The following is a 22885-nucleotide window of genomic DNA, read 5'->3' as shown; positions in this document are numbered from 1 at the left end:
CATAGAATGGTTAAGGAGATAATATCTTCCATAAATAAGCGAAAAAAAGTAATAGAATTTCGGGATGGATGGCTTAGATTCGCTTATAAACTTAATTTTTTTAAAAATCAATTTTAACATGACGAAAGCAAGATTTATTGCATTTTTATTTATCCTTCTTTTAATGGAAGGAAAACTATCAGCAAAAGTTACTATTCCATCCATTTTTTCGGATGGGATGGTTTTACAACAAAAAACACAAGTTAATATCTGGGGAAAGGCAAAAAATCCAGTTAGTATTACTACTTCGTGGGATAATAAAACTTATAAAGTTTCTCCGGATAAAGCAGGAAATTGGAAAGTGAAGATAAGCACTCCTGTTGCAGGCGGCCCTTTTACGATGACAATAAATGATGGTGATGAGCTGAAATTATCAGACATTTTGATAGGGGAAGTTTGGTTGGCATCTGGGCAATCCAATATGGAGATGCCTTTGAAAGGGTTTAAAAATCAACCGGTAAGCGGATCGCAAGAAGCAGTTAAAAATTCCGAAAATGCTCAGATCAGATTTTTTAATGTAGAAAATATCAGTTGGAAAAAACCGTTAGACAACTGTAAAGGGAGTTGGGTGAGGGCATCACCTTCGACAACTTCAAATTTTAGTGCTGTAGCTTATTTCTATGCAAAAATTCTTCACGAGAAATTAAATGTTCCTGTTGCAATTGTAGAAGCAGATTGGGGAGGAACATTAGTGCAGGCCTGGATGAGCGATAAAGCATTGTCCGCATTTCCGGAGGCTAAAGTTCCTCAAGAACTTAACGAGAAAAATGAAAATAAAAATACCCATGCCGGATTATTTAACGGAATGATACACCCGATAGTTGGTTATGGAGTAAAAGGAGCAATATGGTACCAGGGAGAACAAAACCGTAACGAACCTGAATTATATCTCAAAATGTTCCCTGCTATGGTAAAGCAATGGCGTAAAGACTGGGCAATAGGAGATTTTCCGTTTTACTATGTACAAATAGCTCCCTATATTTCAAAAGCAAAAAAACTTTCGCCAGCACTTTTAAAGTTACAACCATTAGTTCCGGTATTGAGAGAATCGCAGTTATTTGCAGAAAAGAAAATCAAGAATTCCGGAATGGCAGTTTTAACAGATATTGGTGCAGAGAATACCATTCATCCACCAGATAAGATTACTGTTTCCGAAAGGCTTTCTTACCTCGCTTTGGCAAAAACATACAATAAAAAAGATATTTACTATATGGGACCGGTCTATAAAAATAGTAAAATCAAAGGCAATGAAATGATTCTTTCTTTTGATCATGCAGAAGGAGGTTTGGTATTAACTAATAAAGCTTTGCCAAACTTTGAAATAGCGGGTTCAGACAAAAAATTTCATCCCGCAACGCCAGTAGTAAGCGGCAGTACAATTATATTAACTTCGCCACAAGTAAATAAGCCAGTAGCAGCCAGATATGCCTTTAAAGCATGGGTAGAGGGGAACCTGTATAATAACCATAATTTACCGGCATCTTCATTCAGAACAGATAAATGGGGTGTTGAGTAACCAACCCTAATTTTCTATAACCTTTAGTACTGTGGCTTAGATAATTTAACTATAGTACTAGAGGTTTTTTCTTTTTTACACTTCATAAATAATATCAGTTTGGGATAACAGGTACTGATTTTAGCCCAATAAGCCTCTCAACTCATTCAGAAATATTTTAAGTCTATTTTATAATATAACCATTCCAATATCAAAGTTGTATAATTCATTTAGAATGAGTAAACTTGAATGTATAGCCATTTCGAAATTAATCCTTTAACCAGTATAGCTATAATAGGATAAGACACCTGATTTTATAACTCCACCTATTATCCACGTATAGTCCACCTTTACTCCACGTATTCTCCACTGTATCTGGCTTATACCCGGTGCTATTCTATAGTCATCTCCGTACTTACTCTATCTTATACAAACTTTAAAAACAATCAAACTGTTCGCTTTAGGTAATATAATACATAAGGAAGTGAATAGTAGTCAGATTTTGTTTTATCTGTTTTACTATTTTTAAATACTGAACTAATCTGGATAATATGAATCTGAATAGACATTTATTGTTTTTGATAGCTACATTGTTTAGCCTAAGCTTACATGCGCAGCATGAAACAGCACTAAAAAGCGGAGAACCCATTTTAAATGGAAACCCAAATGGAATAGGACGTTTATCTCCGGCTTTTTATAATGGTTATATCATGGGCATTATAGATATACCAGGTAAAGGAAAAAACAATCTGTTTTTACAAGGTACTGATGGGCATGGTAGAGGTACTTATTGGTACCCATTTAGGAAGCTGTCACCAGAAGGAATTCCTGTTTATAAAAAGCCGATACAGTTGACATTACCTTTTGAAGATAAAGGAAATAACAGAGGTGTGGTCATTAATGGTAACAACAATGAAATCATATTTGTATGGGGTTTTGGGAAAACATTGAAGTGGGCGTATTTTAATCTGCAGACACTAACTTTTTCTGCACTGAAAACAATTAAAATAGAAGGTTTACCACGAGGCTTTTCTGAGTTTGGTGTAAGTCAACAGAAAAATGGAAAATATACTTTGTTCTTTTCTATCAGAGAAGAAGGTGTATTTGGCAGTGGTCGACCATTTCCTCAAAAAATTACTTATACACCAGAAGGTTTCTGGCCTTACGATATTGCCAGATTAGGAATTTATGGTGCAACGATAGACGATTTGGAGGTAACACAAGCCAGTGCCAAACAGTTGACTCCTACAGACCAGGTTTATTACGCTTTTGACGGCTTTACTGTCTACAGAGAAGGCGCAAAGTCTACATTATTAGCAGGTACCAGATTAGGTAATATAGCCGCTTATACTTTAAATGAATCCAATCTGGAACTTGGACCAAAGAAATTTGCAACAGGGACAGATGGAATTATCCTTAGAAATCCAAATGTACACGCTTATGTAGCTTATTTTAATGATTCTGTCGAAAATCAAGGCGTAGTAACTATTGGTGAAGGAGGAATTTATTATTATCGTAACACCAGAAAATTTGATAAAAAAGGAAACCTTATACTCGAAAAACCACAGCATCTATTACAGGAAGAACCTAATTTATACGGTGGATCATTAGTGGTTCCCTGTGTGGTAGATTGGGATGGGGACGGTAAATTAGACATCATTTCAGGTACTTCTCCTGGATATATTTATTTTTTCAAGAATATAGGAACAAATCAACAACCCCAATATATAGATCCTGTTCCTTTAAAAGCTGCGGATGAGATTATTCAGGTACAACCAGGTTATAAAGAAGACATTCAGGGACCTGGAGAAGCCCGTTGGGGATATACCTGCCCAACAGTTATAGATTGGGATGGAGATGGTTTGCCGGATATATTAACAGGCGACAGCAGAGGGAAATTTATGGTTTACTTAAACAAAGGTACCAAAACCAATCCCGTATTGGAACGTGAACATACTTTATACCTGAATGGCATGGATATGTTTGGAACCTGGAGAGTTAAGCCCGGTGTAAGTAAAATTGGTGATAAAATGGCTTATATAACCACAGATAAGGATGATGAGTTTCATCTTTATTGGCAACTGGATAAGTATAACCTTACAGATGGTGGTAAGTTGAAAATAGGAGATACCCTGGCTATCAGAGGAAACAGATATGGAGGAGGGACAGTAGGGAGAAGTAAAATTGAAATTGTAGATTGGGATGAAGATGGTAAAAAAGATCTTTTGATAGGAACTTATGGCAAACAATCTATTCCGGATACAGTGTCAGGATTACCGCTGAATATGAAGCCTAAAAGAGGTTCTACAGTGCTGTTTATGAAAAACATAGGTACAGACGAAAAACCAGTTTATCAATACCCACGAGTTTTAAAATTTAAAGGAAAAAATATCAGTTTAGGTGGACACTCCTGCGCACCATCAACAGCAAGAATTGGAGAAGGCGGAAGGTTGAATTTAGTTGTAGGGATAGAAACTGGCATTTTTATGTTCTATGACCGAAAAGATTTAAGCTGGTAAGCTACGTTATACTTTGATACGAAATGATAATATAGTACATAAGGACGAAAAAAATAGTAATATAGACTTTCATAAGAAAGTCTATATTCGTTTTATAGAATAAAGCAGAGAATGGTGATAATCCACGTTCTTAAAAACTTAAATTAAAACAATAAGAATCTGTTTAATTTTTATTTTAAACCGGCTCTGAAATCTAAATATAAATAGCAATGAAGAAAACCGCTTTATGCCTGTGGGGGGCGTTAAGTTTATCCAGTATTACGTTTGCGCAGGCGTCTAAGGATAAAGATTTTAAGATCTTGAAATACAACAATCCCGGATTAAATGTTGATTTAGGTGTTGGGTTATGGGCCTGGCCGCTGCCAATGGATTATGACGATGATGGCGATATGGATTTGTTGGTTTCCAGTCAGGGAAAACCTTTTAATGGACTTTATCTGTACGAAAATAAAAGTGGAGCAAAAGTACCCGTATTCGAAAAGCAAAAAAGACTGTATAAATCAATCAAAGATATACAGGTTTCTTATATAGGCGGGCAACCAAGATTTACGATTCCGGGATTTGAGCTAACCGACTTCAAGAACAGCTACGACAAAGTAAAAACCCCGTTATTCCCTGTAGATTCTATCAAAAAGGATATGAAAGGCAGAATCAGGTTTAACCAATGGAAGTTGGTAGACTATGATAATGATGGCGATGTGGATATTGTTGTAGGTATAGACGATTGGGGGGATTACGGATGGGATAATGCTTATGACGCTAAAGGAAACTGGACAAATGGTCCATTACATGGTTATGTTTATCTGATAGAGAATGTAAATGGTAAATATGTAAATAGAGGTAAAATTAAGGCGGCAGGCAAAGATATAGACGTATTTGGAGCACCTACACCTAATTTTGCTGATTTTGATGGTGACGGAGACTTAGATCTGATTTGTGGAGAGTTTTTGGATAAGATGACTTATTTCGAAAACATAGGTACCCGTGAAAAACCGGTTTATGCCGAAGGAAGGCTTTTAGCTAACGAAAAAGGCATCATTAAAATGGATCTGGAAATGATTATTCCGGTAGCCGTAGACTGGAATAAGGATGGCCATGTAGATTTAATTGTAGGAGATGAAGATGGTAGAGTAGCTTTTATAGAAAATACGGGTAAAGTTAAAAACGGAATACCACAATTTAAAGATCCCGTTTATTTACAGCAAAAAGCAGATAATGTTAAGTTTGGAGCTTTGGCAACTCCTTATAGTGTAGACTGGGATAACGATGGCGATGAAGATATTATTGTTGGAAACTCTGCCGGATATATTGCACTTATAGAAAATTTGGGAGATCGTAATGGGATGCCGAAATGGGCAGCGCCAAAATTATTGGAAAGCGAAGGCAAGCCTATCAGAATAATGGCAGAAAGCAATGGATCAATCCAAGGGCCTGCAGAAGCAAAATGGGGATATACCACACTTTCTGTAGCAGATTGGGACGGAGACGGTTTAAAAGACATTATTGTTAACAGTATTTTTGGAAAAGTAATCTGGTATAAAAATATAGGTACAAAACAAGCTCCCAAGTTAGCCAAGCCACAATCAGTAAAAGTAGACTGGCAGACAAAAGAGATACCTAAACCATCGTGGAACTGGTGGAACCCAAAACCAAATGAATTGGTAACGCAATGGAGAACAACTCCTTTTGCCATGGATTGGAATAAGGATGGTTTAACAGACTTGATTATGCTGGATACAGGTGGATATTTGTCTTTGTATGAGAGAGTAAAAAAAGGAAACGATTTGCTGCTTAAGCAACCGAAAAGAATATTTTACGGAACAGATTTTTCTGGTTACAGACAAAATCATGCAGTAACAGATAGTGTGCCCGGATTTTTACAATTAAATTCAGGTAAATTCGGGCAAAGTGGAAGACGGAAATTCACCATAGCAGATTGGGATGGAGATGGCAAACCAGATGTTCTGGTAAATAGTTTAAATGTCACGGTGATGAAAAACCTGGGTGAGAAAAAAGGTATAATCCAGATTCAAAATCAAAAGCCAGTGGCTAAATTAGTTCTGGCAGGGCATGATACGAGTCCAACCATTGTAGATTGGAATAAAGATGGAATTCCGGATCTGTTGGTTGGGGCCGAAGATGGTCACTTCTACTATCTCGAAAATCCGAGAAGTAGCAAATAAGCTTTTATAAAGTGTTTTAGTATATAGGAGGTCCGTATGCCGAGAGGCTGCGGACTTTTTTCTTTACATAAATCCTATCATTATGATCTTGCTCACTTTTTAGTACCATTGACTGTCATTTGCATTATCGGCAGCGTTAAACATATTTGTGCTATGGCTACGATAACTAAAACAACCTGTTACCATTGCGGGAACGATTGTTATACCGACGAATTTCATCAGGAAAATAAAAACTTTTGTTGTAGCGGTTGTTTAAGTGTATATCAGATACTTACTAAAAGTAACCTGAATAATTACTATAAACTAAATCGGCATCCCGGCGAAACCAGGGCCTTGGTAGAAGATAAATATCTTTATTTAGATGAAGACGAATTTATCAACAAGCTAGTTGATTATAAAGACACCGAAAAGACTATTTTAACCTTCTATATTCCATCTATACATTGTAGCTCATGTATTTGGTTGTTGGAAAGATTAAATACCTTAAATGAAGGGATAATTGAAAATAGAGTAGATTTTCTGAAAAAACAGGTACATATCCAATTTAACCATCATAAAATTACCTTAAGGCAATTGGTAGAATTGCTGTCCAGTATAGGTTACGAACCTTTAATAAGCTTAAATGATGTAGTTAAAGAAAACAAAAGAATTAAGGACAATACCCCTACAAAAATTGCAGTAGCGGGCTTTTGTTTCGGAAATATCATGATGCTGAGCTTTCCATCTTATTTTGGCCTAAGTGCGGCCGAAGCTAAATATGGTCAGTTTTTTGGATTGGTTAATGTATTACTTTGTTTTCCCGTCTTTTTCTACTCAGGTAGAGACTATTTTATTAATGCTTATCATAACCTTAAAAATGGAGTTATAGATATTAATTTTCCTTTGGCATTAGGAATCCTGGTCATGTTTGTGAGGACATTGGCCGAATGGGGATTTGGTATAGGTGAGGGCTATGCAGATAGTTTGGCAGGTCTGGTGTTTTTCCTCAACGTAGGAAAATATATGCAAAACAAAACCTATTATCACCTCTCTTTCGAAAGAGATTACAGGTCGTTCTTTCCAGTGGCAGTACAAGTTATCAACGAAGATGGAAACGAAAAATCGACACCTTTAGAAGATCTTAAGAAAGGAGATAGGATAAGAGTTAAAAATCAGGAGATTATACCTGCGGATGCTATATTACTTAGAGGCGATGCTTTAATAGATTTTAGCTTTGTAACAGGCGAATCACGTCCTATAAGTAAAGTATTAGGTGAGATAATTTATGCAGGAGGCAGACAAACAGGGAGATCCTTAGAATTGGAAGTAGTAAAACCCGTTTCTCAAAGTTATCTGACAAGTTTATGGAACAATGAAGTATTTAACAAAGAGAACGAGAAAAAGATAAAAACATTTATCAGCGTTGTCAGTCATTATTTTAGTATTGTTCTGTTAATTATAGCTTTTGGGGCTTTACTATTTTGGTTACCCACAGATTGGAAAACAGCCGTATCGGCATTTACCGCAGTACTAATTATAGCTTGTCCTTGCGCATTAGCCTTAAGTACACCATTTACAATGTCTACAGCATTAAGCATTTTGGACAGGAATAAATTTTATCTTAAAAATACAGAAGTCGTAGAACAACTGGCAGCTATAGATACCGTTGTCTTCGATAAAACAGGGACGGTGAGTGTTGCAGATGTACAGGGGGTGGTATTTAAAGGGATTATGGACGAGAAGCAGCAGGAACTGATCTATAATGTTTGTAAGAACTCATCACATCCTCATAGCGTACGTATCGCATCTTTTTTAGGTAAAAGAAAAGAACAGGAAATAGAAAGCTACGAAGAAATACCCGGAAAAGGAATAAAAGCTATTATTGGAGGAGAGCAGGTGAAAATAGGAAGCAATTCTTTTGTTACCGGAATAGCACATGCCATCATAAATGTACCCGAAGTTCATATACAAATTGGGAAAAGTTATATAGGCTGCTTTCAGATTAAACAGCGGTTTAGAGAAGGTTTGGATAGCCTGTTACATCAGATGAGCGAAAGTTATGATACCTATCTGCTTTCCGGAGATACCAAACAGGATGCTGTTATTTTAAATAAATTCTTTAAGACCAAAGGCCATCTCAAATTTCAGCAGTCACCGCAGGATAAATTGAACTTTATAAAAGAAAAACAAGATCAGGGTGCCAGGGTGATGATGGTTGGCGATGGATTGAATGATTCAGGGGCGTTGAAACAGAGCGATGCAGGAATTGCAGTAACAGATAACATCAATAACTTTACGCCGGGGAGTGATGCTGTGCTGGATGGAAAGATGTTAGGTAAGCTTCCTGTGTTTATGAAATTTTCAAAAGCATCCGTAAAAGTAATACATAAATCTTTTTGTATATCTTTAGTATATAATATCTTCGGATTAAGCTTTGCAGTAGCAGGAAAATTATCTCCCTTGTTTGCTGCCATCTTGATGCCGTTGAGTACAATAACCATTATTTCATTTACAACTTTAGCTGTAAGGTATGCAGCTAAGAAACACAGATTGTTATGACAGCGATATTCTTTTTAATAGGTTGCAGCGTATTAGTCGCATTAATGTTTCTGATAGCTTTTCTTTGGGCACAAAAGAATGGACAGCATGATGATTTATATACTCCCTCCGTTAGAATGCTTTTTGACGATGAAATAGACGAAGAAAAAAAAGACTAAATAATTTTTCATAAAATTTGTGATTTTATGAAAAATAAATGTTTATTTGTCTAGGGAACTAGTGAAACGATCAAAAATCTACCTATTTATGGGTATATTCATTATTACCTATAGGTTTTAACAAAAATAAATTTTAATTTCAACAAAAAAACATTTGTTTATTATGGAAAAATTCGCAAAAGTAAAAGAACTAATCGCTTCTGCAGAAGTTGATGCAGAAAAATTCTACAGCAATGGTAATGGTGCAGCTGGTACTCGTTTGAGAAAAGCTTTACAAGAAATCAAAGGCTTAGCTCAAGAAATCCGTAACGAAGTTACAGAGATCAAAAATAAGGCATAGTAATAAGTTTTCAGAAAATAGGGGAAAAGGGCGATTTTATATAATCGCCCTTTTTTTGTTTAAGAAAATTCTTTTTATCTATAAAAAAAATCATGTAGTAACCATTGAGTACTTTTTTTAAAAACTTCATATATCTAATTTTAAGCGTCTACCAATATGGTTTCTGTATATATAATATATTTAAAAGCCTTGTTCGGGTGTGCTATATTTTAGATTAAGTCGGTTCAAGTTCGTATTACTAATATAGACTTCAAAGTTATTCTATTTCTGTTAAGAGAGTTTTTTAGAATTTTTCAAATTTTCCTTTTTGGGAGATAAGTAACTGCTTTAAAATATAAAGAAGATGTAACTACAATATCTATTTCTCCAGATATAGCTCTTTCATTTTATCTATATCCACATCCAGTTCATTCGTTAGAAAATGATGTATATTACCATAGTTTTTATTGATTTCATCAAATGCAGCATTCAAATATTCAGTTTTAACTCCCGTTACGTTTTTTAAATCCGAAGAGGTTAAATAGTGTGTAGGTTACATACATAGCTTATGAAAAATGTTTAGCTATTATTAACATAAATAAGGTTGTAACTTTTTTGATAATCGCTGAATATCCTGGGATTATTATACGGATTTTCTATAAATAGCAAAGGATATTTCCTTTTCTATAGCCTTCTGTAAGAAATTTCTTTCCAATTTATACTTGAACAAATTACTACACTCATCGTTGAAATAACAGTTCTTTTAGACCTTGTCCTGTATATGTTTTTTATAAAACTGCTGTCTTGTTTTTATAGGGACAGCAGAGTATTTAAGCATAGCTAATCGAAAGTGTTATTTGTATTGATATCACTATAAATATCGATATGGGTACTCTTGTTAAATTATTTGTTTTTGTTTATTTCTTTTGCTTTTTATTTTTTGTTTCTTTTTGTTTTTAAAAGTGATTAATATTGCAAGGCAGTATTGGAGTCAGAGGTGCTTAAGATAAAGACAGGGGAAGTAAATGGATGGGAATTGAAGAAAGTGTCTGTAGGTAATATCGGGTAATCTTATATGAAATGCTGTTTGAAATAGTTGGTATTAGTCAAAACCCATTATAATTTATTCGTTTAATAACCTAACCTATAATATGAAAAGAACGCTTATATCCATTGCGCTGTTGTTTGCATGTTTACCTCTTTTTAGTCAATCTAAAGGTATCCATATCGAAACCCGGAATCAATCTCTGATTATGACTGTAAGTCCTGAGGGTGAATTGTTGTTTCAGCATTTCGGAAAAAAAATAACAGATGTTTCACCTTTTTTAAAGAAACAATCTTACCGCCGGGCTGACCTGGGGACAGATCCACAGGTTTATTCAACAGCCGGAGGTCGTAATTTCAGGGAGCCTGCATTAAGGGTAACCCATTCGGATGGCGATTTAAATACGGAGCTTGTATATGTTTCTCACCATCAATCTGTATTGAAAGATGGTAATGTGCAGCAAACCATTATAACATTGAAAGATAAAAAACTTCCTTTGTTTGTAAACCTTGTTTTTAAAGCATTCCGCAAAGAAAATGTCATTACCCAAAGTGTGGAGATTAAAAACGAGGAGAAAAAAGATATTGTATTGCATAACTACTATTCCATGTATCTGCCACTGAAAGCAAATAGCTATTACCTCAATAGTTTTAACGGTGCATGGGCAAGAGAAATGCAACTGGAAGAAAGCCGGTTAACACATGGTATCAAATCTATAGAAAGCAGGAAGAACGTAAGGGCTACCCATACAGAAAACCCTTCTTTTTTATTATCGTTGAATGCACCTATGAACGAAAATTATGGGGAAGTAATAGCAGGGGCATTGGCATGGAGCGGTAACTATAAACTTAATTTTGAACTGGATGAGTTTAATGTGCTTAACATCTCTGCAGGTATAAACCCTTATGCATCAGAATATCATCTGAAATCGGGTAGCACTTTTTTTACGCCCGAGATGGTGTTAACCTATAGTGCCAGTGGTGCGGGCGGAGCCAGCCGTAACCTGCATGATTGGGCAAGAAATTACCAGGTGTACGATCCGGTTACTATAAGGCCTACTTTGCTGAATAGCTGGGAAGGTGCTTATTTTAAGTTTAATGAAAAGACCCTGACCGATATGATGGATGATGCTGCGGATATGGGACTGGAAATGTTTGTACTGGACGACGGCTGGTTTGGTAACAATTACCCAAGGAATAATGCAAATGCCGGCTTAGGCGACTGGCAGGTAAATAAAACGAAGCTGCCCAAGGGGATAGCCTACCTTGCAGATTATGCCGTAAACAAAGGGTTAAAGTTTGGTATCTGGATAGAACCCGAGATGGTAAACCCGGAAAGTGATTTAGCCAAAAAACATCCAGACTGGATAGTGAAAAGTAATGGGCGTGAAGCTACCACTATGCGGCAGCAATGGCTGCTGGATTTGTCTAATCCCAAAGTTCAGGATTTTGTGTTCAGCGTATTTGACGAGACCATGAAACTGTCACCGAATATTAGCTATATAAAATGGGATGCCAACCGGCATGTAGAGTCCGCCGGTTCAGCTTTTTTACCAGCGGATAAGCAATCTCATTTCTGGATAGATTATGTGCAGGGATTGTATAAGGTTTATGAGCGTATCAGGAAAAAATATCCGAAAGTTATTATTCAGGCCTGTGCCTCAGGAGGAGGAAGGGTAGAGTATGGCGCATTAAAATACCATCAGGAAGTATGGACGAGTGATAATACAGACGCCTTAAGCAGGGTGTTTATCCAATACGGTACTAATCTGATTTATCCGGCACTGGTTACAGGTTCGCATGTTTCTGCAGTGCCCAATCACCAGACCAATCTGACGGTTCCGTTAAAATTCCGTTTTGATATGGCCATGACAGGGCGTTTGGGAATGGAATTGCAGCCTAAAGCTATGCCTGAAAAGGATAAAGAATTTGCCAAAGGAGCGATAGCAACCTATAAACAAATAAGAGATCTTGTTATGTTTGGAGATCTTTACCGGATCAATTCGCCATACGATGGAACAGGATATTATTCTTTAATGTATGCCAGCAAGGATAAAAGCAGGGCCGTGGTGTTTGGCTTCTGTATAGATTATCAGGGAAGAACCTTGACACCGAAGTTTAGGATGAATGGTCTTGACCCTCATAAGAAATACAGGTTGAAGGAATTGAATGTAACAAAATCTAAATTCTGGGGTGATGGAGAAGTGTTTTCTGGAGAGTACCTGATGAATGAGGGAATAAATCCGCAGTTGCAAAAAGTATTTGATAGTGGTGTATACAGTCTGGAAGAGGTGAAAGATGGAAGTGGGTAAACAAATAAAGATGATGTTTGTGATGCAGCGAGTGATATTTGAATTTTCTTAGGATAAAAAAATACAATGGAAAACCTGAAACTTAAAAGACGTGGATTTATAGGAGGGCTTGCCGGAATAGCGGGTACTCTGGGTTTGGCGCATATTCCTTTGCAAGGGGAAGCTTATCAACAGGATGAACATACAGTTGCAGAACATAAATTTCTGACTAAACCTTATTTACAAAATCCATTACCGGGAGAGATTACAATCCGGTTTATTACCAATAAACCTACTTACAGCTGGGTCGAGTACGGAACGGATGAGCAGTTGGGACATAAAGCTGAAGCATTTAAATTAGGGTTAGTTGAAGCAAATAGCCGTATATATAGTATTGCTTTAAAAAATCTTGAACCCGGGAAGCGATACTATTATAAAGTGTTTTCGAAAGATTTTAAAAAATACGATCCCTATAAAATAGTTTATGGTGAAACGATAGAAACCGATATCTATAATTTTACTGCTCCTGATATAGAGAAGGATGACTTTTCTATGCTAGTTATGAATGATATTCATGACAGGCCAAAATCTATAGGACATTTGATAAAGCTAAATGGAAGCCGTCCATATGATCTGGTGTTTTTTAATGGAGATATGTTTAATTATCAGACAGATGAGACTCAGATTTTAAAAAACATGATTGAACCTTGTACAGAAGCTTTTGCAAGCAGAATTCCTTTTATGTACGTGAGGGGAAATCATGAAACCAGAGGGAAATTTGCAAGAAATCTGGCTGATTATTTTGAAAACAAGGAAAAGAGACAATATTTTTCTTTTAGAAGAGGGCAGGCCTTTTTTATTTGTTTAGATACGGGCGAAGATAAGATAGATGACCATAAAGAGTATTCTGGCTTAGCTGCTTTTGATGCTTATAGGGAGGAGCAGGCTGTTTGGTTAACGAATGAATTAAAGAGCAAGGCTTTTAAAAAAGCGAAATATAAGATTGTGTTGATGCATATTCCGCATTATAATTCTAAAGAGGCTCATGGAATGTTGCACTGCCGCAAATTGTTTGGAGAACTGCTGAATAAGCATAAGATTGATCTGATGTTGTGCGGGCATACCCATAGACACGGCTTGTATACTGCCAAAAAAGGTCAGCATGATTACCCGATGATCATAGGGGGAGGGCCCAAAGAGGGAGAGCGTACCCTGATTCGGTTGGAGGTAAACAGTACAAAACTAATGGTTCAGGTATTGGATGATAAAGGAACCCAACTGTATAATTTGAATGTGTAGGCTATAAAAAAAGAGGTTGTATCTGTGATGACTTTGTTTTTAGTTATCTGATACAACCTCTTTCCTTAATCAGGACATTGACTGATTGGTTTTATTTTTTCTCTTTTTTAGGTTCTATATTAGGTAAAAAACCTGTAACAATACCTAGTAGTGGTAAGAAAGAACATATTGTAAAGACATAAAATATGTCTGTTTCATCTGCTAACCAACCTAACAAGGCAGAGCCAATTCCGCCCATGCCAAAAGCGAAACCAAAGAATAATCCTGCAATCATTCCAACTTTTCCGGGTAAAAGATCAGTGGCGTATACCAGTATTGCCGAAAAAGCGGAAGCTATAATAACGCCGATGATTACGGATAGGGTAGCTGTCCAGAATAAATCTACATGGGGTAATAAAAGTGTAAATGGTGCTGCTCCCAATATAGATATCCATATAATGTATTTTCTTCCGAAACGATCTCCTAAAGGTCCACCAATAATGGTCCCCACTGCAATGGCTGCTAAGAACAGGAATAAATACATTTGTGACTGCTGAACAGTTACATGGAACTTTTCTATCAAAAAGAAAGTTAAATAGCTTGTTAAGCTGGCCATGTAAAAATACTTGGAGAAAATTAGTATCAATAGTATGGCTAAAGCAGATATAATTCTTCCTTTAGATAGTTTAACTGCACTGTGATGAGTAGCTGTGGAAGATTGTTTCTTCAGATAAAGATGATTTCCGTACCATTTACCTACTTTACCGAGAATAAGTAATCCCATCACCCCTAAAATGGTGAACCATAATATGTTAACCTGCCCGTAAGGGATAACTATGATAGCGGCTAGTAAAGGGCCTATGGCACTACCTGCATTTCCTCCTAATTGAAATATAGATTGTGCTAAACCTTTTTTACCTCCTGATGCCATGTGTGCCACTCTGGACGATTCGGGGTGAAATATGGACGAACCTATACCCACTAAGCTTACAGAAAGCAGAAGCTGTATGAAGGTAGATGAAAAAGCCAATGATATTAAGCCTATTGTAGTACAAAACATACCAATAACTAAAGAAAATGGTTTTGGCTTTTTGTCGGTATAACTTCCTACAAAGGGTTGTAATATAGAGGCTGTTAGTTGATAGGTTAAGGTTATTAGACCTATCTGAGCATAGGTAAGGTGAAAGTTCTCCTTAATTAACGGATAAAGGGATGGTATAACGGATTGAATTAAATCGTTAAGGAGATGAGTGAAACTAATGGTAAATAGAATAGTATAGACGGTTTTTTGCGCTATCTGACTAGCGTCTGCTTCTTGTTGGAGGTATTGTTCCTGAGCTTCCATAAAAAATATAATTGTTGTGTTTTGTGTTTAATGCCATTTAATAATTGCCTCGGCTATTGACCAGGCTTTTTCCGGGTTTTTAGCTATAATAGCTTTGAGTAAGTTTTCATGTAATTCATGGGTTTCTTCAAAAGATGAAGTGTCTGAATAGTAATGCGAAAACCATTTTTTTAAGTGCTTAGAGGCAATACTGTATAATTCTATTAGAATTTCGTTTTTAGAGGCTATAGCTATAGATATATGAAAATCTATATCGGCTATAATACAGTTTTCAAGATTTTTTTCTTTGATAAACTTTTTTCTCTTTTCCAGATTTTGCCTGATGATATTGATGTCTTTTTCTGTTCTGTTCAAGGCTGCCTTTTCAGCAATTTTCATTTCCATGAGTTTGCGTACTTCGTCTAAATCTTCCAGATTGGCTTTACTGAATTTGTTGTCCAGCGGATTTTCTGTTTTGTTAATGTCTTTAACAAAAGTACCCAAACCTTGTTGCACTCTTAAATATCCAGAATTATCCAATATTTTCACGGCTTCTCTTACGGTAGATCTTCCAACACCAAAATCTTTCATCAACTCTGGTTCTATGGGTAATTTATCGTCCGTTTGATAAAAACCGGAGATAATCTGGTGTTTAATTTTTTCGGCAACAGTTTCTGCCAGTGATTTTTTTATTATCATTTCTTATACATCATATCATCTGATGATTGCAAAAATAGATTATTATTTTAAAACTTAATAAAATCGATCAAAAAAAATTAAATTAGGGAAAAAACTATCATGAAAGGATTAGCGTTTGCAGGTAGCAATAGTATCGAGTCTATCAATAAACAATTGGTGAAATATACTTTGAGTTATTTTACAGGACATCAGGTAAATTTAATAGACCTGAATGATTACGAAATGCCATTATTTTCCGTTGATAGGGAAAGGGCAACTGGCCATCCGCAACTGGCTTATGACTTTGTATTTAATATAGAAATTGCCGATTTTTTGGTAATATCATTAGCAGAGCATAACAGATCTTATACTACTGCTTTTAAAAATTTATACGATTGGATTTCGAGGGTTGACAAAAAGTTTTTCAGAGAGAAGCCTATGCTGCTGATGTCTACTTCGCCGGGTGCTTACGGGGGTGGAAACGTGATGCATACTGCAAAAACCTTTTTTCCACAATTTGGGGCTAATATCATAGAGACGTTTTCTTTACCCTCATTTCATACTCACTTTAATCCTGAACAGGGTATTATTGAACCTGAGTTGAAAAAACAGCATGAAGAAACGGTAATAAGATTCCTTAATCAGCTAAAACCCTAATTTTGGGAAGCGATTGCAGTAGTTAGTGCAGTTATAAGTTGATCTATTTGCTCTGGTGTATTGTGAAGATGCAGACATATTCTGATACGTTCTTTTGAAACGGGGACTGTTGGGCTTAATATGGCCTTAACGGCAAATCCTGCATGTTGAATTTGGCTTGCTGTTTCGATACAATTCTGGTTGCCGGGGATAATTATGGATTGTATGCAGCTGTGACTTTCGATTAGCTTCTCTTCGAGGTGTTGGGCTGATTTTTTGAAATATTTGATGATGTGGCTGATAGCTGAGGGAAAGTCTTGTGAAGCAAGTTCTGCATAAGCAGCATTGATATGGGCGATGCTATGGGAGGGCAGCGCAGTAGAGTAAACAAAGGATCTGGCAAAATTGATAAGGTATGACTTTAATTTTTTGGAGCTTAGAATTGCTGCTCCATGGGCTCCCATAGCTTTTCCGTAGGTAACAATACGAGCAAATATTTCATGCTCAATACCTAGTTTATTGGCTATTCCTGAACCGTTTTTTCCATAAATCCCCAATGCATGGGCCTCGTCAACAATAAGGTGAGCTCCGTATTTTTTACTGAGTTTCAGAATGTCTTTTAAAGGGGTAGCATCGCCATCCATAGAAAAAATACTTTCTGTAACTATAAAGATGTTACCTTTTGCGTTTTTTAATTTTGACTCCAGGTTATTCAGGTCGTTATGCAGGTAGTTAAATTTATTAGCGAAACTTAGTTTAATGCCATCTATTAGGCTAGCATGTATAAGGCTGTCGCAAATAACGGTATCGCCTTTTTGGGGGACAGAAGAAAGTAAACCAATATTAGCATCATATCCTGAGTTAAACAGGAGGGCACTCTCCACATGGTGAAATTCAGCAATTTTATCTTCTGTCTGCTCTAATAGCAAGGAATTTCCGCTGATTAACCTGCTGCCGGTAGCCCCTAATGCATACTGTTGAGTTTCTAAATCATGAATGATTTTTTTTCTGATTTTTTCTGATCTGGCTAGACTTAAATAATCATTGGAATAGAAATCAATTAAATGATTCAAATTCCCTAATGATCTGAGGTTACCTTTGTGATCTCTTTCCTTAAGTTTTTTGTCCAGAAAATCGCTCACCTTTTACTTACCTTGTTGTAGTTGAACAATAGATTTTTGCATTTGCGTCATCATAGTTGTCAGACTTTCCATAGTTGGTTCAGGTGTAGGCTGAGGTAATTCGGTAGAAATAAATGCTTTTGCCTGCCATATTTCTAAAATATCCTCACTTTCTATACTGTAAGGTTCGTAAGCAGGATTATCGGAAGAAAGTTTTAGGCCTTTATCTAATCTGAATTTGCTGGAAATTCTTTTATAAACTACTCCGTCATTTTTACTAATAATAATTGCTGTCTCACCAATTTTCAGGTTGTTCCAGTTTTCTACATATTCTGCTATGATGATAGATCCGCTAGGCAAGGGGAGCATAGAGTCTCCTTTGATTTCAAATGCCCGGTAGGTGCCCTGATTAAACATAGGTAAGGAAAACTTAGGTAATTCTGCTACATATTCAGGGTCTCCATAACCGTTCATATAGCCTGCACTTGCCTTTACGTTTACAAATTCTATGTTCTCTTTGTCGTTATTATCTACCGTTATACTCAATACTCTCAGGTTGGCAGGATCTCCTTTAGGTTTGGGTGCCCATTTGTCATTTATTTTTTCATTAATAAAGTCATCAATGCTTAATTCAAAAAACTCTGCTATTTTTTTTAGTAAATCGTACTTTGGTTCTGCTCTGTCTTCTTCGTAAGCTCCAACCAGAGATCTTTTGATCTCCATAACATCAGCAAATTGCTGTTGTGTAAGCCCTTTTTTCTTTCTTAAATATTTTAAGTTGTCAGATATCTTTCCCATTGTTAAAAATAAATTTGTTATTACTAAAATTGTTAGTATTATTGTGCCAATAAAATTAGTAATAAAAATTGGTTTACTAAAAATAATATTAAAATAAACCCATAGACATGAAAAATATCGTTTTTATAATTACAGATGCGAACAGACAGACTTTACATGTTGGAATGAGCTCGGACTTGATTAAGACTATGAATTTTTACCGTCAGATGCCTAGTTTGTTATTTGATAATGGGAAAAAGTTAAGTAATCTGGTATATTTTGAGGAGTTTAGTTCTGAGGTTACTGCACAGAGAAGGTTTAAGGAGTTGAATGTTTTTACACGCCCTCAAAAGGAAAAATTAATACGCGAAGTCAATAACAACTGGCTTGATTTAACAATGGCTCTGACTTATGAACGTACTATGCAGCAAAACTTTAAAAGCATAGCACCTATTTTTACTTATGCAAGTTAATTTGTGCTTGTTTTAAGGCTTTTTGAATTGATAATAACTACTGATATCAATATAATTAAAACACCTATCCATTGAATAATATCTATTCTTTCGCCTAAGATAATATTTGCTGACAAGATAGATACGGGTATTTCTACTGCACCAAGTATACTACCTAAACCTACTCCGGTAATTGGCATTCCTTTGGTGAATAAAAGAGGAGGGATGATGGTTCCGAATAACGCGAGGAAAGTTCCCCATTTAAGCATGATGGCGAGGTCGAAATGCTGTATAATCTGAATGTTCCAGAATAGGATAATAGTTATTAATCCACCCAATACAAGATATTTGCTGCGCTGAATTGATGATAATTCTAAACTAACGCTGTTAGAGGCATACATAGATATGGTATAGCATATTGCGGCTAGTATTCCAAAACTTACTCCTTTTACATCAAGACTTATTTGGCTTTTGAAAATATTGGTTGCAAGGAGGGTCCCGGCTATTACTACAAATCCGCCAATAAGTTTGGTACGTTCTATTTTTGTTTTTCCAAGGATAGCCTCTAGTATAACGCCCATCCATATAGTTTGCATAAGTAGAATAATTCCGACTGATACAGGTATATATTGTATGGATATATAATAAAATATGCTGGTGAGCCCTAATGAGCTACCATAGATAATTAATCTCGATATACTTTTTTTAGCAAATGAAACTTGTTTTTGTTCAGATTTTTTCTCTTTTAGGCTTAATAAACTGAGGATAATGAAACCAATAAGAAACTGCGAAAAATTAAGTATGCTGGTATGAGTGCCAAAACCATAAACATATTTTACTATGGTGGCCAGTACTCCATAGCTACAAGCTCCGGCTCCGACTAAAAGTATCCCTGTTATCTTTCTCACTTATTATTTGTTATAAAATTGCTAGAATTTGTATGCGTAAAAATATCCCGTTTTCCTTCTTTACTGAGTATTTAAGGGGTAAGGTGAAAATAAAAAAACTCTGTTATTTCGACAAGCTAAGGGGATAACTCTATATGATTGTGTTTTCCTAATCTTCTGGAGGTTACAGGATTGAGCAGCGTATCTCTAAAATAGATTACTTATTCCTTTCACTAGTTTTGTATGAGAGGTTCAAGTCTATGCCAAAACATTCGGTAATCAGGAGGATAAACACTTTTGAACAGCCCCTTTAAATTTTAAGGGAGCTGTATCAATAAAAGAATCTTGTCATCCCAAGTTAAGGTGAGGGGTCTGTCTCAGGAGTGCTGAGGAAGAAGATTTCTCAGTACTATACCCATCCGAATGACTTTTGATACAGCTCCTTTTAAATATCTTTTCTAATGTTTCTTATCTAAAACCGAGCTCCAAAAGTAATAGAGAATCTAGTCGTTGTTTTAGATATATCTGCATAGGGCTGGTCTCCGGTAGAGAGCGTGTAGTTATTATAACCATCTTTAGAGTCGTAAACCATTACAGCAGCATCTATAGAGTAGGTCCCAACTTTGTAACCAAAACCACCAGAATATCTGTTTATAGCATTGTCATTGTTGCTGATTTTGGTGTTGTAAGGATCAGCTAAATATCTGTAACCTGCTCTTACTGCAAATTCGTTGCTTACTTTAAATTCTCCGCCTACTCCAAAGTTTACTACATCTTTATAGCTTTGTTGGATACCGTCGTTTACATTTCTGTCTGTTCCTTTTAAATTGGAAGAGAATTTTGCGGTTGAATAATCGCTGTAATTAATGTCGGCGCTTAAAAAGCCTTTATTTCCTATGATATAAGAAATACCACCGTTCAATTTTAGAGGGGTACGTAAGTTATAGGTCATCGGGAAGTTTTCTTCACGGTATATTCTTTCATTGTAAGGACTTACGTAAGAAAGGCTTTCGTAATAATTATCGGTTAAATCGTAATAGGTAGGAGATTCAAAAGAAAAGCCTATTCTAAACTCGTCTACTGGTTTTATAATAGCTCCTAATTTGAAATTAACTCCAGCACCTTCCGTGTCGTAATTTCTGTAAAAATTAGCATTATAGCTTCTTCTAGGGTTAAACTCGGGGTATTGCGGTTGACCTGCAGGTGGTGCAGGAGTGATGGGATTATCAATGTCGTATAAAAAATCTCCGTTATCCAGGAGTGTTTCTCTTGATTTATAGTTTACAGACGCTATACCTAATCCGGCCCCTATATATACCTGATTACTGAAGTTAAGACCAAAAGATAAATCTATATTGGATTGCCCGCCTTTGCGCATTACGTTAATAGATTGATCGCTATCTGTATAAGTATTGGGAACGTATGAATTGCCACTGCGGTCTATAAGAAAACCATGATATGCACCAAAAATAGTCTCAGAGCCTAACTTTGTGGGGTCTATAGCGCCATCCAGATTAGCCTGATCTGCAAAAAAATCACTTAAGCCATTGTTATCTGTTCTTCCTGCAAGATTCAGTTCATTTTTGAAGTAATTGTTTTTTTGATAACCAATACCGTAACTAACGGCTACCAAACCTTTTTTTGTATCGCCACTGTATTTGGAAACCGGTGAATGTAAAACAATTCCTATATTATTTATCGTTGGATTGAATACATTGTCTGTTCCGGTGTTGCCAAGAAAGGTATGGTTATTTTTATAGCTATTAAGACCAATAGAAAAACCAAATTCGGAACGGCTGAACATACCTAACCCAGCCGGATTTCCATAAATAGAGCTTAAATCTCCACCCATAGATGTTTGTTGCCCACCTAAGGCACTAAACCTTGCTGTAGTGCTAGTTTCTGTCCGGGAAAAATTGAAAGCATCCTCGGTGTATTGTGCAAATGCATGTTGGGTTAACCCTCCTATAAGGGCTATACTCAGTATTTTTTTGATATCCATAATATTTTCAATAGATGGTTGAGTAGAATGATCACCATTCCCTGTTTAACTCAAAATAAGGAATGGTGATATTATATTTTATCTTGATGGTCTTCCGCCACCACCACCGCTAGGGGTGCTGCTTCTTCCACCGCCGCCGTATCCGCCACCAGAAGATGGAGATGTGGAAGGAGGAGAGTATCTTTCCGGTCTGCTTTGAGGTTGTGGTCTTTGCGACTCCGTAGCAGGTCTTTCTGTTCTTTGTGGCGGAGCTTCATTTCTTGATGGTCTTGAAGCAGGCTCATTAGTTCTGGAAGGCCTTCCTTCGTAAGATGGTCTGCCAGATGTACCACCTGTAGGTCTGTCTATAGAAGGTCTGGTTCCCTGACTCACATCACCCCGACTAGGTCTGGTTGTAGGCATAGGAATACGACCATTGGAGGTGCTTCCGGTATTGTTTCTGTCAGGTCTGACGGTAGCCGCAGGACCTCTTGATGGTCTAGGTTTGTTCTGAACCACATTTCCAGACCATATACCACCGTAGTATCCTCCACCATAATATCCACCTCCCCAATAAACGGGGTTATATATAGAGTACATTCCCCAATAATTATATCGGTATGGTCTGTACCATGGATCATACATCCAGGGATTGTAGTAAGGGCTATTCCATCCGTAATAATAAGGATCGTACCAACCATTATTCCATCCAAAATGCCAACTGCTTCCGCCCCAACTATTCCACCCCAGGCCTACAGAAAATCCGGGACTGTACCAGTTATTGAAATAAGGGTTATAGTATGGATCGTATCGTAAATAGTTGTCATAGTAAGAGTCGCGCCAAGTGTAGGAATCTCTTCTATCTATGTCGATTCTGGAATCGTATCCTTCATTATATGTATTGTCGTCTCTGTTATAGGAATTGTTGGTAGAGTAATCTTCTACTTTTCTGGGAGTATACTCTATCTTTTTTGCTTCTACCCGAGAGGTGTAAACATCGTCATTAGAGGCATTTTGCAGAGTAGTTTTGCCGGTGCTGCAACTACCCAGCAATAAAGCTGCTCCTCCAACAATTATACCGTATATGTTTTTTGTTTTCATCGCCTTAAAAATTTAATCCCATTTAAATATAAACAACCTCTGTAGCTTAACCATACGTTTTACG

General features: G+C 36.5%; 17 protein-coding genes and 1 pseudogene. 10 read left to right on the top strand and 8 right to left on the bottom strand.

The features are described from left to right. Positions 1-118: 118 nt before the first annotated feature. The 6 genes from ACFSAH_RS19665 to ACFSAH_RS19640 all read left to right on the top strand — a co-directional run bounded on the left by ACFSAH_RS19665 (position 119) and on the right by ACFSAH_RS19640 (position 9272). Positions 119-1555: a sialate O-acetylesterase gene (locus ACFSAH_RS19665; RefSeq protein WP_379664417.1), complete on the top strand. Its 1437-nt coding sequence runs from the start codon at positions 119-121 to the stop codon at positions 1553-1555. Positions 1556-2085: 530 nt separating this feature from the next. Beyond that, a complete protein-coding gene (locus ACFSAH_RS19660; RefSeq protein WP_379664416.1) occupies positions 2086-4053 on the top strand; it encodes an FG-GAP repeat domain-containing protein in 1968 nt (655 codons plus the stop codon). 209 nt (positions 4054-4262) lie between these two features. Further along, positions 4263-6236: an FG-GAP repeat domain-containing protein gene (locus ACFSAH_RS19655; RefSeq protein ID WP_379664415.1), complete on the top strand. Its 1974-nt coding sequence runs from the start codon at positions 4263-4265 to the stop codon at positions 6234-6236. Between the two features lie 153 nt (positions 6237-6389). Beyond that, positions 6390-8774 (top strand): heavy metal translocating P-type ATPase, encoded by a 2385-nt coding sequence (locus ACFSAH_RS19650; protein WP_379664414.1) that lies wholly within the window; start codon positions 6390-6392, stop codon positions 8772-8774. Next, on the top strand, positions 8771-8932 hold the full coding sequence (gene ccoS / locus ACFSAH_RS19645; RefSeq protein ID WP_379664413.1) for a cbb3-type cytochrome oxidase assembly protein CcoS: 162 nt from the start codon (positions 8771-8773) through the stop codon (positions 8930-8932). The genes ACFSAH_RS19650 and ccoS overlap by 4 nt, the downstream gene beginning before the upstream one ends. A gap of 163 nt (positions 8933-9095) precedes the next feature. Then, entirely contained in the window at positions 9096-9272 is a 177-nt protein-coding gene (locus ACFSAH_RS19640; RefSeq protein WP_379664412.1) for a histone H1, read from the top strand. A 358-nt stretch (positions 9273-9630) separates the two neighbouring features. On the opposite strand, the pseudogene ACFSAH_RS19635 reads toward ACFSAH_RS19640, so the two are convergent. Next, a pseudogene (locus ACFSAH_RS19635) lies at positions 9631-9768 on the bottom strand (tyrosine-protein phosphatase); the annotation flags it as partial. A 634-nt stretch (positions 9769-10402) separates the two neighbouring features. Here ACFSAH_RS19635 and ACFSAH_RS19630 point away from each other — a divergent pair. Both ACFSAH_RS19630 and ACFSAH_RS19625 read left to right on the top strand, forming a co-directional pair. Next, positions 10403-12607 carry an alpha-galactosidase gene (locus ACFSAH_RS19630; protein ID WP_379664411.1) on the top strand — a complete coding sequence of 735 codons (2205 nt, stop codon included), beginning with the start codon at positions 10403-10405 and terminating at the stop codon, positions 12605-12607. A gap of 66 nt (positions 12608-12673) precedes the next feature. Then, positions 12674-13885 carry a purple acid phosphatase family protein gene (locus tag ACFSAH_RS19625; RefSeq protein WP_379664410.1) on the top strand — a complete coding sequence of 404 codons (1212 nt, stop codon included), beginning with the start codon at positions 12674-12676 and terminating at the stop codon, positions 13883-13885. Between the two features lie 91 nt (positions 13886-13976). Here ACFSAH_RS19625 and ACFSAH_RS19620 read toward each other — a convergent pair whose 3' ends face one another. Both ACFSAH_RS19620 and ACFSAH_RS19615 read right to left on the bottom strand, forming a co-directional pair. Next, positions 13977-15209, bottom strand: a complete 1233-nt coding sequence (locus ACFSAH_RS19620) for an MFS transporter (RefSeq protein ID WP_379664409.1) — start codon at positions 15207-15209, stop codon at positions 13977-13979. A 27-nt stretch (positions 15210-15236) separates the two neighbouring features. Then, positions 15237-15887 carry a FadR/GntR family transcriptional regulator gene (locus ACFSAH_RS19615; RefSeq protein ID WP_379664408.1) on the bottom strand — a complete coding sequence of 217 codons (651 nt, stop codon included), beginning with the start codon at positions 15885-15887 and terminating at the stop codon, positions 15237-15239. A 99-nt stretch (positions 15888-15986) separates the two neighbouring features. On the opposite strand from ACFSAH_RS19615, the gene ACFSAH_RS19610 reads away from it, so the two are divergent. Next, positions 15987-16523 carry an NADPH-dependent FMN reductase gene (locus tag ACFSAH_RS19610; protein WP_379664407.1) on the top strand — a complete coding sequence of 179 codons (537 nt, stop codon included), beginning with the start codon at positions 15987-15989 and terminating at the stop codon, positions 16521-16523. Here ACFSAH_RS19610 and ACFSAH_RS19605 read toward each other — a convergent pair. Then, a complete protein-coding gene (locus ACFSAH_RS19605) occupies positions 16520-17644 on the bottom strand; it encodes an aminotransferase class I/II-fold pyridoxal phosphate-dependent enzyme (protein WP_379664406.1) in 1125 nt (374 codons plus the stop codon). The two genes, ACFSAH_RS19610 and ACFSAH_RS19605, sit on opposite strands and share 4 nt — an antisense overlap. 3 nt (positions 17645-17647) lie before the next feature. Beyond that, a complete protein-coding gene (locus ACFSAH_RS19600) occupies positions 17648-18421 on the bottom strand; it encodes an XRE family transcriptional regulator (RefSeq protein ID WP_379664405.1) in 774 nt (257 codons plus the stop codon). 107 nt (positions 18422-18528) lie between these two features. Here ACFSAH_RS19600 and ACFSAH_RS19595 point away from each other — a divergent pair, with 107 nt between their 5' ends. Beyond that, the gene (locus ACFSAH_RS19595) at positions 18529-18873 is read left to right on the top strand and encodes a GIY-YIG nuclease family protein (RefSeq protein WP_379664404.1); all 345 of its coding nucleotides are present in this window, start codon (positions 18529-18531) and stop codon (positions 18871-18873) included. Here ACFSAH_RS19595 and ACFSAH_RS19590 read toward each other — a convergent pair. From ACFSAH_RS19590 to ACFSAH_RS19580, 3 genes are all read right to left on the bottom strand, one after another. Next, positions 18870-19760 carry an EamA family transporter gene (locus tag ACFSAH_RS19590; RefSeq protein ID WP_379664403.1) on the bottom strand — a complete coding sequence of 297 codons (891 nt, stop codon included), beginning with the start codon at positions 19758-19760 and terminating at the stop codon, positions 18870-18872. The genes ACFSAH_RS19595 and ACFSAH_RS19590 overlap by 4 nt on opposite strands. Positions 19761-20211: 451 nt before the next feature. Further along, the gene (locus ACFSAH_RS19585) at positions 20212-21741 is read right to left on the bottom strand and encodes an OmpP1/FadL family transporter (protein ID WP_379664402.1); all 1530 of its coding nucleotides are present in this window, start codon (positions 21739-21741) and stop codon (positions 20212-20214) included. A gap of 78 nt (positions 21742-21819) precedes the next feature. Further along, a complete protein-coding gene (locus ACFSAH_RS19580) occupies positions 21820-22821 on the bottom strand; it encodes a hypothetical protein (protein ID WP_379664401.1) in 1002 nt (333 codons plus the stop codon). Between the last annotated feature and the right edge of the window lie 64 nt (positions 22822-22885).

It is taken from the genome of Pseudopedobacter beijingensis (assembly GCF_042678145.1).
Lineage (GTDB): Bacteria > Bacteroidota > Bacteroidia > Sphingobacteriales > Sphingobacteriaceae > Pseudopedobacter > Pseudopedobacter beijingensis.
This window is presented reverse-complemented; position numbering and strand designations above follow the sequence as displayed.